At 43.8% G+C, this 15,998-nt stretch carries 17 protein-coding genes; 2 read left to right on the forward strand and 15 right to left on the reverse strand.

Annotation, left to right across the window (positions count from 1 at the left end):
- Positions 1-3 precede the first annotated feature (3 nt).
- The 4 genes from LIT25_24895 to LIT25_24910 all read right to left on the reverse strand — a co-directional run bounded on the left by LIT25_24895 (position 4) and on the right by LIT25_24910 (position 3,840).
- Positions 4-822, reverse strand: a complete 819-nt coding sequence (locus tag LIT25_24895) for a flagellar hook-basal body protein (GenBank protein ID USK33700.1) — start codon at positions 820-822, stop codon at positions 4-6.
- A gap of 186 nt (positions 823-1,008) precedes the next feature.
- Positions 1,009-2,010 (reverse strand): rod shape-determining protein, encoded by a 1,002-nt coding sequence (locus tag LIT25_24900; GenBank protein USK33701.1) that lies wholly within the window; start codon positions 2,008-2,010, stop codon positions 1,009-1,011.
- A gap of 149 nt (positions 2,011-2,159) precedes the next feature.
- Complete coding sequence (gene spoIIID, locus LIT25_24905; protein ID USK33702.1) at positions 2,160-2,435, reverse strand: sporulation transcriptional regulator SpoIIID; 276 nt, start codon at positions 2,433-2,435, stop codon at positions 2,160-2,162.
- A 448-nt stretch (positions 2,436-2,883) separates the two neighbouring features.
- Positions 2,884-3,840: a peptidoglycan DD-metalloendopeptidase family protein gene (locus LIT25_24910; GenBank protein ID USK33703.1), complete on the reverse strand. Its 957-nt coding sequence runs from the start codon at positions 3,838-3,840 to the stop codon at positions 2,884-2,886.
- Between the two features lie 175 nt (positions 3,841-4,015).
- Here LIT25_24910 and LIT25_24915 point away from each other — a divergent pair, with 175 nt between their 5' ends.
- Together LIT25_24915 and LIT25_24920 are read left to right on the forward strand one after the other, a co-directional pair.
- The gene (locus tag LIT25_24915) at positions 4,016-4,444 is read left to right on the forward strand and encodes a VanZ family protein (GenBank protein USK33704.1); all 429 of its coding nucleotides are present in this window, start codon (positions 4,016-4,018) and stop codon (positions 4,442-4,444) included.
- 6 nt (positions 4,445-4,450) lie between these two features.
- Positions 4,451-4,948 (forward strand): N-acetyltransferase family protein, encoded by a 498-nt coding sequence (locus LIT25_24920; protein USK33705.1) that lies wholly within the window; start codon positions 4,451-4,453, stop codon positions 4,946-4,948.
- A 246-nt stretch (positions 4,949-5,194) separates the two neighbouring features.
- On the opposite strand, the gene spoIID is transcribed toward LIT25_24920, so the two are convergent.
- The 11 genes from spoIID to nuoI form a co-directional block, all read right to left on the reverse strand.
- The gene (gene spoIID / locus LIT25_24925; protein USK33706.1) at positions 5,195-6,214 is read right to left on the reverse strand and encodes a stage II sporulation protein D; all 1,020 of its coding nucleotides are present in this window, start codon (positions 6,212-6,214) and stop codon (positions 5,195-5,197) included.
- 124 nt (positions 6,215-6,338) lie between these two features.
- Positions 6,339-6,776 carry a VanZ family protein gene (locus LIT25_24930; protein USK33707.1) on the reverse strand — a complete coding sequence of 146 codons (438 nt, stop codon included), beginning with the start codon at positions 6,774-6,776 and terminating at the stop codon, positions 6,339-6,341.
- A 329-nt stretch (positions 6,777-7,105) separates the two neighbouring features.
- Positions 7,106-8,410, reverse strand: a complete 1,305-nt coding sequence (murA, locus tag LIT25_24935; GenBank protein USK33708.1) for a UDP-N-acetylglucosamine 1-carboxyvinyltransferase — start codon at positions 8,408-8,410, stop codon at positions 7,106-7,108.
- 32 nt (positions 8,411-8,442) lie between these two features.
- Positions 8,443-9,183: a YwmB family TATA-box binding protein gene (locus LIT25_24940; GenBank protein USK33709.1), complete on the reverse strand. Its 741-nt coding sequence runs from the start codon at positions 9,181-9,183 to the stop codon at positions 8,443-8,445.
- A 187-nt stretch (positions 9,184-9,370) separates the two neighbouring features.
- Complete coding sequence (locus tag LIT25_24945; protein USK33710.1) at positions 9,371-9,601, reverse strand: DUF1146 family protein; 231 nt, start codon at positions 9,599-9,601, stop codon at positions 9,371-9,373.
- 149 nt (positions 9,602-9,750) lie between these two features.
- Positions 9,751-11,241 (reverse strand): NADH-quinone oxidoreductase subunit NuoN, encoded by a 1,491-nt coding sequence (gene nuoN, locus LIT25_24950; GenBank protein ID USK33711.1) that lies wholly within the window; start codon positions 11,239-11,241, stop codon positions 9,751-9,753.
- A gap of 6 nt (positions 11,242-11,247) precedes the next feature.
- Positions 11,248-12,765: an NADH-quinone oxidoreductase subunit M gene (locus tag LIT25_24955; GenBank protein USK33712.1), complete on the reverse strand. Its 1,518-nt coding sequence runs from the start codon at positions 12,763-12,765 to the stop codon at positions 11,248-11,250.
- A complete protein-coding gene (nuoL, locus tag LIT25_24960; protein USK33713.1) occupies positions 12,762-14,630 on the reverse strand; it encodes an NADH-quinone oxidoreductase subunit L in 1,869 nt (622 codons plus the stop codon). Before nuoL ends, LIT25_24955 begins: the two co-directional genes overlap by 4 nt.
- Before the next feature lie 30 nt (positions 14,631-14,660).
- Complete coding sequence (nuoK, locus tag LIT25_24965) at positions 14,661-14,975, reverse strand: NADH-quinone oxidoreductase subunit NuoK (protein ID USK33714.1); 315 nt, start codon at positions 14,973-14,975, stop codon at positions 14,661-14,663.
- Positions 14,972-15,484 (reverse strand): NADH-quinone oxidoreductase subunit J, encoded by a 513-nt coding sequence (locus LIT25_24970; protein ID USK36403.1) that lies wholly within the window; start codon positions 15,482-15,484, stop codon positions 14,972-14,974. The genes nuoK and LIT25_24970 overlap by 4 nt, the downstream gene beginning before the upstream one ends.
- 2 nt (positions 15,485-15,486) lie before the next feature.
- Complete coding sequence (gene nuoI / locus LIT25_24975; protein USK33715.1) at positions 15,487-15,906, reverse strand: NADH-quinone oxidoreductase subunit NuoI; 420 nt, start codon at positions 15,904-15,906, stop codon at positions 15,487-15,489.
- Positions 15,907-15,998 lie beyond the last annotated feature (92 nt).

Consider the following 15,998-nt stretch of genomic DNA (forward strand, 5'->3'; position numbering starts at 1 on the left):
CTATTATCTTACCCTGCCGATTTCATTCACGGCTTTATCCATACTTCTATCGTAAGCCTGCAGCACTTTTTGATTTGCTTCAAAAGCGCGGTAAGCTGTCATCATTTCTGTATACGTTTTGGAAACGTCGACATTTGAGCCTTCCACATAGCCTTGCTTTAGCTGGTAAGAAATTTCAGGATTATTGACCGCAGTCGGCAATCCATTTCCACCCTCTGTCCGGTAAAGACCATTTCCTTCTTTCATCAAGGTTCTTGTGTCACCAGCAAAGACAATTTCGATTTGAGCCTGTTCAACCCCGTCCACTCTAACCGTTCCGTCTGGTGTGATTTCGAATTGATCAGCAGCAATTGAAATGGGCTGGCCGTTTGTTCCTAAAACAGGGTTGTCTGCAAGGGTAAGCTCGCCATTTTCATTTCGTGTAAATTGTCCATTACGTGTATAGCGCAATTCATTAGCTTGAGTCTGCACTGCAAAAAGCAAAGCACCTTTCGCATTCGTCTCCTCATTATAAGGAACAAGCTCTTCAACTAAGGCAACATCGCTTGAGAGACCTGTTTCACGAAGATCACCCTGAGTAAATTGGGGAATCATCTCTTGAAGATACACGCCGGTATTCAGCGTTCCGACAGTCTGCGTGGCAGGAGCAGAAACCTTGCTGCTTTCAACTCTTTTCAGCAGCATTTCCGGGAAGGCCTTTAGCGCTGCCTGATCCGATTTATATCCAGGTGTATTCGCATTGGCTATGTTATTTGACAGCATTTCTGTTCTTCGCTGCTGGGCAAGCATCCCTGCAGTCGCTGTATAAAAACCTCGCAGCATTCTTTCACCTCATAAGAGAGTCATTTTTCATTATATCTAACTATTTGGAACATCACCGTATAAATTTGTAAGCCTCATAAAAAATCGAAGGTACACTCTTAAAATCGGCTTGATTGGCGAAAGGTTTATAGGAAATGAGAAAAAACAAAAAAACACCAGTCCAAAAACTGATGTTTTTCCATACTATTATCCAAGCTTGCGTCTATTAATGCGATCGACGTTATCAAGCATGATGCCTGTGCCGATTGCTACACAGTCCATTGGATTTTCTGCGATTAAGACAGGAACCTTTAATTCTTCTGCCATCAGCTGATCCAGACCGTTCAGGAGGGCTCCGCCGCCAGTTAAGATGACGCCGCGGTCGATGATGTCCGCAGAGAGTTCAGGCGGTGTGCGCTCGAGTACGCTTTTTGCAGTTTGAATGATGAGGGCTACTGATTCACGCAGTGCGCCTTCAACTTCTTCAGAATTAACAGTAATGGTACGGGGCAGGCCTGATACCATGTCTCTGCCGCGAATGGCAATTTCTTCGTTGCGTGCGCCTGGGAACACTGTCGCTACTTGCGTTTTAATATCCTCAGCCGTACGTTCACCAATTAAGAGCTTGTACTCTTTTTTGATGTAATTTAAGATTTCCATGTCGAACTTGTCCCCAGCCAACTTAATAGAAGAGGCGGTGACAATATCGCCCATTGAAAGGACTGCGACATCCGTCGTTCCACCGCCAATATCCACTACCATATTTCCGCTTGGCTGAAAAATGTCCATACCGGCACCAATTGCTGCGACCTTTGGTTCTTCTTCAAGATAAACGTATTTTCCGCCGCTTTTTTCAGCAGCTTCTTTGATGGCTTTTTGCTCAACAGAGGTGATATTCGTCGGACAGCAGATAAGCATCCGCGGTTTCGTGAATAAACCCTTTACATTTAATTTGTTGATAAAATGCTTGAGCATAGCTTCTGTTACTTCAAAATCAGCGATGACTCCGTCTTTTAAAGGACGAATCGCAACAATATTCCCAGGAGTACGCCCTACCATTCTTCTTGCTTCTTCTCCAACAGCAAGAACCTTGCCCGTGTTCTTATTAAGTGCAACTACAGATGGCTCGTTTAAGACGATGCCTTTACCTTTTACGTGAATTAGTACATTTGCAGTACCAAGGTCAATTCCTATATCCCTTGCAAACATTCTTACCATATCCTCCTTGCAATCTGATCCCGGCAATTCCTACTTTGTGCCCTAATTTCATATTGTATCATAAATCACTAAAAAAAGTATGAATTTGTAAAATTTCATGTTGGGATTTGTCGAAATTGCAAGAAAGACAGGTAATTTCTTTATTTTACTGGTTCTTCCTGAAGGATATCCTCCTTCCGATACTTAAGCTTCGTTGCTTCCCCGCCTCTTAAATGGCGTATCGATTTATGATAATCAAGGATTTCTTTCACTTCAATCGCAAGCTCTGGATTAATTTCAGGCAGTCTTTCAGTCAAATCTTTATGGACAGTACTTTTAGAAACGCCAAATTCCTTCGCAATCACGCGAACAGTTTTCCTCGTCTCCACGATATACTTTCCAATCTTGATAGTACGTTCTTTGATGTAATCGTGCACACCACTCGACCTCCCTAAAATGGATGTGAGAAGTGTGAAATGAGACTCGCATACTTAGTTACAGCAGCTATTTTCCGCTTAGCTGAATGTATAATAGCACCATTGCTGCGTTTACGAAAAATATTCACGATCCCTCACCTCATACACTCTCTTTGTTAGGTTTGTAACATTTTATTAGCTTGGGTGAAGATATATGCTAAAAAGTCAAGAGGGACAAGGGATTTGTGCGAATTTTTTTATAAATTGCGGTTTTAGAGGCAGAAAATCGGGTTATTGCATCCAAAAATATGTGGAAAGAAATGAACTTTGGAGAAATTTAAACCAATTAGAATGTTTCATTGCTTTCGTTATTTCCCGAGAAATTTGTCGATTCAGGCCAGGGCACTGAACGTAAAACAAAAAAAATAGTCTATCCCTATTGGATAGACAATCTATATGTTGTAGCTTATTAAGCGTTTTTTGTGCTGATTGAAGCTTCAGATTGGTCTTGTGAATTCCCTTTTTCTGATCCTTCTTTACCAGCGTCTTCTTTTTCTTTTTCTTCTTCAGCACCTTTTTTGTCTTCAGTGCCTTTTTCAGCGTCTTCTTTTTCTTTTTCTTGTTCAGTGCCTTTTTCTTCTTCAGCACCTTTTTCTTCTTCAGCGCCTTTTTCTTCGCCTTCAATACCTTCTTCTTCTTTAACTGGCTGTTCTTTTACAGGCTTAGCTTCTTTTTCAACATTCACGTCGTTTAAAGAAGTAAGTGGTTTGTCCATGAAGTCTAATGGATTGACTGCAACGCCATCTTTGCGGATTTCAAAGTGTACATGTACGCCATCTTCTTCTTGGATCAGGCTTTTTCCGGCTTGTCCGATGATTTCGTTTTGCTCAACTTCGTCACCAGCTGCAACCATCATGCTTGCTAAAGATTGGTAAACAGTTGTCACGCCATCTTTGTGCTCGATTTCAATGACATTTCCAAGTAATGGATCTTTTTCAGCTTTCGTAACAGTTCCGCTTAGTGAAGCTGCAACTTCGAATTCCTTGCCATCTTCTTTTGCCAAGTCAATTCCTTTGCTAGGCTCGTACGTATTATTATAGGAAACGAGTGCTGCTTCTTGCTCTGCTGCTGTTGCATCTTTTTCATAGAACTTACGGATAACTGATACTGCGTCTGAATCAGCTGCCGGCATTGCGAAATTTTCTACAGCTGAGTTCACTTCTTGAGTCGGCTCATCTTGATAAGATGTTCCTTGGTCAATCGGATCATTTGCTGAATCTCCATTGCCTAAAGCCTGATACCATAACACGGCTGTCAAAATCAATGCTGCACTTACTAAGTAGATTGCTGGGAATACCCAACGCTTTCTGAAGAATTGTTGCATTTTCGAGTTTTGAGAAGTACGTTTAGTTTCTTCCTCTCTCATTCTATCATCACCTCAGCAATCATTCTGAACAAAATTCTGAAAATATATACACCTCTCTCAAAAAAAGTTAAAAACTTATTTTCTGCTTCCCTTTATAAAATTATGTATGGATTCTAAAATTTTTATTTCAGTCGTGGTATACTATGTTCCATCAGCAACCTGAAGGAGCACGAAAATGAAGAAACCTTTCCTTAAATGGATGCTGACTCTGGCACCCATCCTTTATATGATTCTCATATGGATTCTATCAAGCTTGCCGGCAGATGCAATTATCAACACGCCTTTTTCATTTGACCACTTAATGAAGGAATCGCTTCACTTGATTGAATTCGGCATACTCTATTGGCTGTTGGCTTTGGCGTTTGCGGCTCATCAAAGCTGGACCATGAAAGCAAGTATCCTTGCAGCCATCGTATCTATTCTATATGGGGCAACAGATGAAATTCATCAATCCTTTGTTCCGTACCGGTCTGCTGCAGTCATTGATTTAGTTAAGGATACTATTGGCGTCCTTGTATCTTTTTATATTATGAAGGTGACGTATTTTGCAAAACGCCATTCTTTTATAACTTCTAGTTTTCAAAAGTTAAATGATGCGGAGTGATCAGCTATGAGTTTACCTATTCGAAAAGCCATGATTGGCGACCTGCCTGCCATCGTTGAGATCTACAACTCTACGATTGAAAGCAGAGCCGTTACGGCAGACTTAACCCCTGTTGCCGTTGAAGACCGCGCGGGCTGGTTTCATCAGCACACAAATCAGCGTCCGCTTTGGGTCATGGAGGACGGAGATCTAATTGTTGCCTGGCTGAGCTTTGAATCCTTCTACGGCAGAGCTGCCTACCAATATACAGCAGAGGTCAGCATTTATATTGATCAGAACGTGCGCGGCAAAGGAATCGGCACCACGTTCATGCAGGCGGCGATTGATGCTTGCCCTAAGCTCGGCATTAAAACGCTGCTTGGCTTTGTCTTTGGCCACAACGAAGCAAGTTTGCGCCTTTTTAAACGCTTCGGCTTTGAGCAGTGGGCGAACATGCCTGGTGTCGCTGAGCTTGATGGGATTGAACGTGATTTGGTGATTGTCGGGAAAAGAGTAGCAGAATAACGCAAAAACGAGCTTCGGCGACTTCAAGCTCGTTTTTTTGCTGCTCCAATCCGTTTATTTTAATGGTGTTTACCGACAATTGCTGATTTACTTTCCAAAAGAAGACTTTTACTTTCCAAAATGCCATTCTTACTGGCGAAAATCGGTAAAATACTTTTCAATTTGAAAGAAACACTTCCCTTTTTCCAATCATTTCCTAAACCAGGATACAAAAAAGCGCAGGCAAAAATCCCCTGCGCTCTCCTTTTAATTCCTAGCCGTAAACTGCGTCACAAACGGCTCAACATTCGCCACTTGTGCTCCCTGGTAGTAGTAGCTGACAATGTCTTTGTATTTTTTTCCGTCCTGTGCCATGAAATTGGCTCCGTATTGGCTCATGCCGACACCGTGGCCGAAGCCTTTTGTGGTGATGAGGACTTGATCGCCTTTAAGCTGCCATGTGAAGTCGCTTGAGCGGAGGCCCAGCTTTTCACGGATTTCTCGGCCATTTAGTTTTTTCCCGTTGATATCGACTTGGGCCACTCGTTTGCCTGAGGTTCGTTCAATGACTTTCCCTACTTCGCCGTCTGAATCGAGCTTCACTCCAAGTTTTTTCTCGAAATCGCTCACTTTGATGGCCATTTGGTCATAGTATTTCGGTGACTTTTCGTCCCATGGACTTTCCACGCTCTTTAAATAAGGCAGGGATGCTGCCCAATAGTCTTCGGAGTTTTCGGTGTATCCGTTGCTGGTTGAGAAAAAGGAGGCTTCGATTGGTTTGTTTTCATATGTTAAGATTTGACCTTGTGTAGTGGCGACTGCATTGTACACCTTTTTGATTTTCCAATCATAATCCTTGCCCCATTGCCTTTTCAGCTCTGCATCACTTTTGAAAACCTGATGAGCTGTCGTGTCACTGACTACTGCACCTGTTGGAACACTTATGGTTTGTTCGCTCATTAATTGCTTTACAATATAAGTCCGGGCTGCCAGTGCCTGGGCTTTCAGCGCTTCGTCTTCAAAATCGGCAGGCATTTCTGAGGCAACGACACCAATGACGTATTCTTCTAATGGAATGTTCTCGATTTTTTCCGCACCGCTGCGATAGACCGGTACATCAATAATTGATTTGGCAAGCATGACTTGTTCATCCTTTTTGGCTTGAAGGTCTTCTGATAGTTCACCTTTGGTCTGGTTCATAAAAGGTGCGACTAACAATGTCGGGATCATTAATATGATGAGAAATAATCCGGCAAGAACTAAAAGTATTGGTTTCAAAGATTTCATCTAAGAGCCTCCATATCCGATATGTCGTTTACCGTCTCTACTCAATACTATGGAGGCGGACAACCATTTATGACTGAAAAGCTCTTAAATCTGAAGAATTCCCTTTTGCTTCCACTGTCTATTTCTACATTTTCCGCCGATTTCCTTCGACAATTTGCACGTGTTTTGAATAAGCTAAAATAATTTTTATTAAAATGATTCCTGCTAATGCCCCTGTCAGGTCGTAAATCATATCCACAATCCTGCCGCTGCGCATAGCATATAGCTGAAGGATTTCTGAGGATACGGCGAGAAATACTGCCCATAAAATCGCTGTACGCATCCGGTACATATAAGTCATGATAAGCGTAAAAAAGCAAAAGAAAAAGGCGTGCCCAATTTTTGTGACAACATAAAACTTACTGTGCAGGGCTATATCATGATAGAGAAACAAGTCGGAAAAATCGGGGTCTCTCCGAATGGTAAGACCGATATAATCTCCCGTCAGCAAAGACAGTAAATCACTCGTAAACGAGAACAATGAAAATGCGATAATCAAAAATAAAGCCGTTAAGAATTTCATGAAAACCCTCCTTCGCATTCATCGTCGTCCATTGCTGGGTATTTTATGCAAAAAACATGATATCTGATGTATAAATCATAGTAGAAACAGCAACACTAATAAAGTATTTTTCTTTTGAAACGAAAAGCGGAAACGCACGTTTAGCTCAGGCATGACAGATAAGAATCCGGCAGAAAAGTCCGGGTTTGACTTTTTTGCCGGATTTGTTCTGGCCGAGGAGTTGGGCGCTTCCGCTTGCCATCAATGCGCAAAATCTAAATACTTTCCTAAAACTAATATAAAAAGAAGCTGGAATCCGAGGACTCCAACTTCTTTAGATGTACGTATGTTTAAGCGTTCATGTCGCTTACAGCCTGCTCGGATTTAATCGTGGTTTCTTCAGTGATGCGTTCGATGTCAGCACCGATTGCAGCAAGTTTGCCGTGGAAGTCAACGTATCCTCGGTCAACGTGCTTAAGCTCAGTTACACGAGTGTAGCCGTCTGCAACTAAACCTGCAAGAACAAGTGCTGCACCAGCGCGCAAGTCTGTTGCTGCCACTTCTGCACCTTGCATATTAACTGGACCATTAATGATAACAGAACGGCCCTCAATCTTAATATCCCCATTCATGCGGCGGAATTCTTCCACGTGCATGAAACGGTTTTCGAAAACTGTTTCCGTGATCATAGAAGTTCCTTCAGCTTTCAACAACAATGCCATCATTTGAGATTGCATATCTGTCGGGAAGCCTGGATGCGGCATTGTCTTGATGTCAATGGATTTCAGTTTTTCTGGTCCGATGACACGAAGTCCGTCTTCTTCTTCAGAAATCTGAACGCCCATTTCTTCCATTTTCGCGATCAAAGAAGTTAAGTGTTCCGGCACAGCGCCGCGAACCAATACATTTCCGCCTGTAATAGCTGCTGCAACCATGAAAGTTCCAGCTTCAATGCGGTCAGGAATGATATGATGCTTAACGCCTTTAAGTGTTTCTACACCTTCAATGCGAATCGTGCCAGTTCCGGCTCCGCGCACTTTGCCGCCCATTGCATTAATGTAATTGGCAAGGTCAACGATTTCCGGTTCTTTTGCTACGTTCTCAAGGACAGATGTGCCTTCTGCAAGAGCCGCAGCCATAATAATATTTTCAGTTGCTCCAACACTTGGGAAATCCAAGTAGATTTTTGCCCCGCGAAGTCTTCCAGAGACTTCAGCGTCGATAAATCCGTTCCCAACCTTAATGGTAGCTCCCATTGCTTCGAAGCCTTTTAAATGTTGGTCAATTGGACGTGATCCAATCGCACAGCCGCCTGGCAATGCCACACGTGCACGGCCATTTCTGGCAAGTAATGGACCCATAACTAAAACAGAAGCACGCATTTTGCGTACATATTCGAAAGGAGCTTCCATATTTAGCTCTTTAGATGCATCTACAAACACTTGATTATTTTCAAAGTGTACTTCTGCACCTAAATGGCGCAGCACTTCATTGATTGTATACACATCGGAGAGCGTAGGCACATCACAAATTATGCTTTTTTGTTCACTGGCTAATAAAGATGCAGCGATTACTGGTAAAACGGCATTTTTAGCACCTTCTACTTTAACAGTACCGTTTAACTTACGACCGCCGCGGACGATGATTTTTTCCAAGGTCTTCCCCTCCGCGTCCCAATTTCTATATATTAATATTCAGACGTTATGATTGGTGTTCCTACTGTAACGCTAGTATTATTGCCCAATCCTGCGCCTCTGAGCGCAATTTGAATATTCATGCTGCCTTCATCTGTTGGAATCAGGTGATCCCAATCTGACGTACGTGCGGACACAGATATGAACGAATCTTCTTTAAGCTGTTCAACTGGCACCGCGTTAAATTGTTTAAGCAAACCATTTACCTTCACTTGCAAAACACTACTCATCTTATCATCAAGCTGTCCATTTACACAAGTGAAAATTGTAGGATTTTCATGGAAAATGTCGAAGCTGCGAGTTTGCGCATACTCATGCAGCTGAATCCAATTTTTCCCTGAACCTTCTCCACTGAGCTCATACAAGATATACGACTGTTTTTGTCCGTTTGTGTCGGTTGACTGAATTTGAAGCTTTTCTGTAAATCCCATCTTCTTGTTAAAAAAGATTCCCGATACTTTATGTATCTTGCCATCCACACTTTCATTCGACCACTTATAATGACGAAATTGAGTTTGTAAAAGTTTCATTATTTCTTTAAAAGACTGATTCTCTGCAGAAATCATTTCCTTTGAAAATAAAGACCACTTTTTAACGTCAATTCCCTGTGCTTCCATGCCTTCTACAATAGTTCCAAGTTCAGCTTCCTTCTTGTCAGACCCAATAGCTTGTGCAACAACCGCACCTGTAAGAAATAATAAAAAGATAATAATTGCCAGACTGACTTTTTTCATCGTAACCCACGTCCTCTCCTTAGTAACATTGTTACCGTTTGAGAGGGGCGTATACGTGGAAAAAGTCGTCATTGTTAGACAATCTCAAGGGTGTTCTGCAGTAATCTGTAGGTCATATTCCCCTGTTCTTTATTAGTTAAACGTTCAAATAACAAAAGCTGATGCCTTTTGCTGACTGAAAAGTTCGTTAAAATAAAAAAGGCAGCTGGCGGGACCATATTAAATAATCAAGAAAAAAGTTGCTTACAGCACCTGAGATGGCGATCGTGAGCAGGATCAGCAGCGCACGCGCTTGCATGATTTTTCCTTTTTTCATGGCCTTTTCAATATGCAGCGCCTGCAGTGCCCACCATGTAACCGGAATGAATACAAGATGTGACAAAAGGCCAAGTAATGCTTGCTGATTAAAATCAAGCATAGGTTTTAACAACTCCTATATGTAGCTATTCTTATAGCAAGCATAGCACTTTTTACGAAAACAAAAAAAGAAGAAGCTTTTACACCTCTTCCATTATATAAAATTCTGCCGGCACTTTGATGTTTTTTTTGTAAAAATTAGTGGCAAATTTATGAAATATTTAAGTTCAGAAAATCAAATGCTGCACCTGGGAAAATTCCAAGCAGCACGGTTGCAATCATACAGATGACCGTCACGATCAGAAGCGGTGCACTCCATTTAAATGGCTCCTCGGTTTCTTTTTTCCTGAAAAAGACCTGTGTGAGAATGCCGAAGTAATAAAAGTACGAGACAACGGTTGTGGCTATCATGATGGATGCAAGAACGATCTGCGGCGTGCTGTTGGTAAATGCATTCATGAAGATGGTTATTTTCCCGATAAAGCCCGCCGTGCCAGGGAGTCCTGCAAGCGATAAGAAAAAGATGGCGACGGCGATTGCCGCAAGCGGTGAACGGTGATACAGACCGGCAAAGGCTGTGACATCCTCTGAGCCTGTTTTTCTTCCGACTGCCTGGACAATCGCAAAAGCGCCGAGATTCATGATGACGTACGATAATAAATAGAACCAGATGGCGTCGAAGTAAAAGTAGCCGCCGAAGGATACAAAACCGACAAGCACATATCCAGCATGTGCAATGGACGAATAGGCAAGCAGGCGTTTGATGTTTTTCTGCCTCAGGGCGACTGTATTGCCGACGATCATCGTAATCGCAGCTAAGATGGCAATAAAGCTTTGATAGACCACCAGTATCGACTCCATGCCGTCTTCATCCGGAATGTTGCCAAAGACAGACAGACATAATCTCAGGATGATAATGAACCCGGCTGTTTTTGATACGGCACTCAGAAAAGCTGTGACAGGTGTCGGTGCCCCCTCGTATACATCCGGTGCCCACATGTGAAAAGGAACCGTTGCGATCTTAAAGGATAAACCGACAAAAATGAGCAGGAAAGAGATTCCGGCGATATAGAGATAGCCTGATTCTGTTAAGGCATTCAGCTGCGGAATCATTTCTGTCAGGCTTGTTGTGCCAGTCAGACCGTAGATATAGCTCATCCCGAATAACGTAATGGCCGTTGAGATCCCGCCGTTGATCACATATTTCAGGGCTGATTCATTTGATTGCAGATTTTTTTTGCGTAAGCCGGCAAGTATATAAGAAGAAATGGACAGCAGCTCAAGCCCGACAAATAAGGTGATTAAATCCCGGCTTGATGCCATCATCATGGCTCCTAGAAGCGCTGCGAGCAGCAAGTAATAGAATTCTCCCCGCTCTTTCAAGCCTTCCTGGGGTTCAAAATCGATTGCCAGCAAGAAAACAATCGCTGCTCCAAGAAGTAGAATGAATTTGAACGCTTTTGCAAAGGAATCCAGTACAAACGTGTCATAAAGAATTACTGCGTCCTTTGCACCGATCATAAAAGCAAGACTTATTACGGCGGCCGCAATACCGGCGAAACCTATCCATCCGAGCCATTTACGGCTTTTGCCATCATCCATAAAAAGATCAATAATTGACAGCAGCAGTGCCGTCCCGAGAATGATGAACTCCGGTGTCATGACACTCCATTTATAGCTGAGCAAGGTTTCCATATCCATTGTTCATCACCCCCCTATCCCTTTCATGATGGTCTCGATTGTCAGCTGCAATGGAACGGAAAGTCCATTCGGATAGACGCCAATCAAAATAATGAAAAACAGCAGCACGATGACCGGGATAATCTCATACCACTTCATATCAACGTGCACATGCTCTGATTTCTTTTCGGCTCCAAAGGTGATCGAAAGAACAGCCCTCAAAAGATAAGCAGCGGTCAAAATGATGCCGATTGCCCCGATTGCCCCAAGCTCCGGATGCTGATCGAAGACCCCCATGAACGCCGTCAGTTCACTGATGAAACCGGACATTCCCGGCAAGCCAAGCGAAGCCATTGCACCAGCTAATAAAAAGCCTGCAGCAAGCGGCATGGCTTTCGATAAGCCTGAAAGCTGATCCAATTGAGTTGTTTGAGTTCGTTCGATTAACACTCCCACTAAAAAGAACAGCAGCGCAGAAATTAGTCCGTGTGAAACGACCTGAAAGATCGCACCCTGTATACCAGCTTCATTTAGTGCACCAAGTCCGATGAGCACGATGCCCATATGTGAAATACTCGAATAGGCAAGCACCATTCTGAATTCATTTTGAATGAGCGCCAGGAAGGCTCCATACAGCAGATTCACAAGCCCAAGCACGATTAAAATGGTGCTTAGCTGTGAAAATTGGTCCGGGAATAAGCCAAGACCGAATTTAATCAAACCGAATGCCCCTATTTTCAGAAGGATACCTGAATGAAGCATGACAATGGGCGGCGGAGCCTGAACATGCACTCTCAGCATCCACGTATGCAGCGGGAAGATTGGAAGCTTCACTCCAAATGCAGCGATGAGGGCAATCAGCAAGCCAAGCTTAAAATCCTCTGAGATTGGCCCGATCAGCTGAACATCTGGCGTATTCAGCATTTGGCTCAGCAGGGCAATATTTGTTGTCCCTGTTTTTGAAAAGAGCAGGATGATCACAATCAGCAAGATCGCCGACCCAAATCCGTTATAGAGCAAAAATTGATACGCTGCTTTTTCACGGGCCATGAAGCCCCATTTTCCAATAAGGAAGAACATCGGAATCAGCGTAATTTCAAAAAAGATGAAGAAAAGAATCAAATTCTGGGCCATGAAGACGCCGAGCATGCCGACTTCAAGAAGGAGCAGCAGCATAAAGTAGCTTTTCCAGTTCTTTTTAATAGAAACAGAGGCCGCTGCAGAAAGAGCCGCAAGAATCGATGTGAGCAGAACCATAATCAGCGAAAAGCCGTCCAGCGCAAGCTCGTAATCAACTGTAAACAAGCCAGGCTGCTTGTCATGGTATTGCCCAAACGCAATCCATTCGCGTTTCTCGGCAAATCGCGCGAGATCATTGCCTATCTGATATTGTGCAAACACGATTCCAGACAAAAGGACGGCAGGCAAGGTCGCCAGAAACCCGACAAGTTTTAACGATGTTTCCTGGTCTTTTTTCATAAAAGCAAGAACGATGATTCCAAGTACAGGCGAGAAAACAAGGGCCGTAAGCAGAATGGATGTCATAAGAAGTTCCCCCCTGTCACTGCATATAGAACAAGTAAAATAGCGAGTCCGACAAAGGCAACGGTTCCATACATCTGCACCTGCCCGTTCTGCATTTTCGAACCGATGGCTCCGGCTGACCGGATAATCCCTGTCACTCCTTTTACAGCACCCTCAACCAGGAATTTTTCGAGGTACTTGCAGAAGACGCTGATTGTGTTCGTGAGCCAGACGATCGTCATTCCATAGAGTTCATCAATGAAATATTTGTTTTTAAGCACTGAATGAATCATCGGCACCCGCGATCTTATTTTTTCAGGAGAGATGGATAGTTTGCTGTACATCATGTAAGCAAGCAAGATGCCAAGCAGAGAGACAGCGGTTGCTGCGAACATAATCCATATTGGTCCTTCAATGTGTCCGTGCCCAAGCTGCGGCGAACCTTCCGTCAGCCAGTCACCAAGAAATGTTCCGAACCAGGGAGTGTTGCTGTAGCCTGAGAAAATGGCGAGCACGGCAAGGATACTCATTGGAATCAGCATATTGGACGGTGATTCTTTTACACTTGAAAGCTCTGTTTTCGGACGTCCAGTAAAAACGAGAAAGAAGAGCCGGAACATATAAAAGGCGGTGAAGAAGGCGGCAATGAGTGCCAGCCAGAAAAGGACAGGATTTCCATGTGTCCACGCCGCTATCAGGATTTCATCTTTACTGAAAAATCCTGAGAAGAGCGGGACTCCGCTTATAGCAAGCGTCCCGATCAGAAACAGCGGTCCCGTGAACTTCAGCTTTTTCCACAAGCCGCCCATCTCATCAATGTTTTGTGTATGAACAGCATGAATCACACTGCCCGCTGCGAGAAACAGCAGGGCTTTAAAAAAGGCATGTGTCATTAAATGAAAAACACCCGCGACATAGCCTGCGGAACCAAGCGCAAGCATCATATAGCCAAGCTGACTGACAGTAGAATACGCAAGCACGCGTTTGATATCTTTTTGCACAAGCCCGATGCTTGCAGCGAAAATAGCCGTGAAGGCTCCAATTGTTGCGACAATTAGAAGGGCCGTTTCACTTGCGGCAAATAGCGGATACATGAGAGCTACTAAATAAACACCGGCCGCTACCATTGTCGCCGCATGAATGAGGGCGGAAACAGGCGTCGGACCTTCCATCGCATCCGGCAGCCAGGAATGGAGCGGAAACTGACCTGATTTTCCAATCGCCCCGATGAAGATTAAGAGGCTGATCATGGTAATCATATCAAGTGATACCTTTCCATCTGCGACACTTGCAAAAATCTGGTCATATTCGAAGCTGCCAGCCTGCCAAAAGAGGAGGAGCATGCCGATGAACAGACCAACGTCCCCGATACGGGTCATAATAAAGGCTTTTTTTGCAGCTGCCTTTGCTTCTTCTTTATAAAAATAGAAACCGATCAATAAGAATGATCCGACTCCGACCAGTTCCCAGAAGATATAGAGCTGAAGCAGGTTTGTCGTCATGACAAGTCCGAGCATGCTGAAGGTAAATAAACCGAGATACGCATAAAAAACGGGAAAGCGTTCGTCTCCATGCATATATCCTTTTGAATAAATATGTACAGCTAAGCTTACAAGCGAAACAATCACAAGCATTAAGGCATTTAATTGGTTGATTTCAAAGCCTGCTGTCAGTTCAAAATCCCCAATTGTGAGCCACACGGTTTCCGCTTTAAAGGTGGGTTGTGTAAACCGCTCAAACAATACAGCTAGCGAACCCGCAAATGCAAGAATCATAAGAGTGCTTCCTACAAAGGCACTGCCCTCCCTCAGGCGTTTGCCGAACAGAAGCAGCACGAGGAATGAGACAAGCGGGAACAGCGGGATCATCCAGGCATATGGCATCATTGTATTCAATCCCCTTCTCGTTTAGAGGTTTTAGTGCTTCATAGAGTTATAGTCATCAATATTGACGGATCTCCGGTTACGGTACAGGGCAAATAGGATGGCAAGTCCCACGGCTGCCTCTGCTGCTGCGATCGTGATCGTAAAAAGAGAAAAAACCTGTCCGGTAATATCCGGAACGACGCCGTATTTGCTGAAGGCAACCAGATTAATGTTGGCAGCATTCAGCATAAGCTCGATCGAAATAAGGACGATGACCGTATTTCGTTTCGTTAGGGCTCCGTATAGACCGATGCAAAAAAGAATCAGCGCGAGAACAAGAAAGGCGGATAATGGAATCGAGCTCATTTTTTGTCCTCCTCATTCTCGTCTTTTTTCGCCAGAATAATGGCTCCGACCAATGCGACAAGCAATAGAACGGATGTTAGCTCAAACGGAATGACAAAATGTGAATAAAGGGAGATTCCGATTTGTTCCGTATTTTTCACATGCAGATTGGCAGTCGGCTCCCCAAGCTTGAGATCATAGATACCAAGATACATAACAAGCGCAAATGCAGCGATTCCGAGAAATGTAATAAGCTTTCTTCCGGTGCCCGCTGCGGACTGCTCCTCGTCCTCATGACGCGTGAGCATAATGCCAAACAGCATGATGATTGTAATCGCACCCGAGTAGATTAAGATTTGGACAGCTGCGACAAATTCCGCGGAGAGAAGAATATATAAACCGGCAATACTCACGAATGTGAACACCAGCGATACGACCATATGAACCACTTTTGTCACATTCAGCATGAGAATGCCGCCCCCGATTGCCACCATTGCGAGTCCGACAAAGGCTACATACTCTCCGGTTATACTCACACCTTATTCTCCTCCCTGATGTTCTCATCATTTTCATCCAGCCACTCAAGATTTTTAAAAAGCTGATCGCGGCTGTACTCCGCAAGCTCAAAGTTATTCGTCATTACGATTGCTTCTGTCGGGCAAACCTCTGTGCAGAGATCGCATAAAATGCAAATTTCAAAGTTGATATCATACGTATCAATGATTTTCCCTTTTTTCGCCGGATCCGGATGCTTCTTCCCTGTCAGTTCAATGCAATCCGTCGGACAAATATTCGCGCACTGATTGCAGACAATGCACTTCTCCGGATAAAACTTCTGAATGCCGCGGAACCTGTCAGGCAGCGCAAGTGCATCGTTCGGGTAATCATACGTCACTTTTTTCTTCGTCAAGTTGTTCAGGGTATACGTTAAACCTTTTGCTAAGCCTCGCATGCTCTCACCCCTTGATTTTGTGAGGATCCTGCCGCTGTGCCGGCTTTAGACCGGGCTGCGGCGGGTGTTTCCTGCTTTTACTTGCCGATTAA

Origin of the sequence: Bacillus sp. F19 (assembly GCA_023823795.1) — a bacterium.
GTDB lineage: Bacteria > Bacillota > Bacilli > Bacillales > Bacillaceae > Bacillus_P.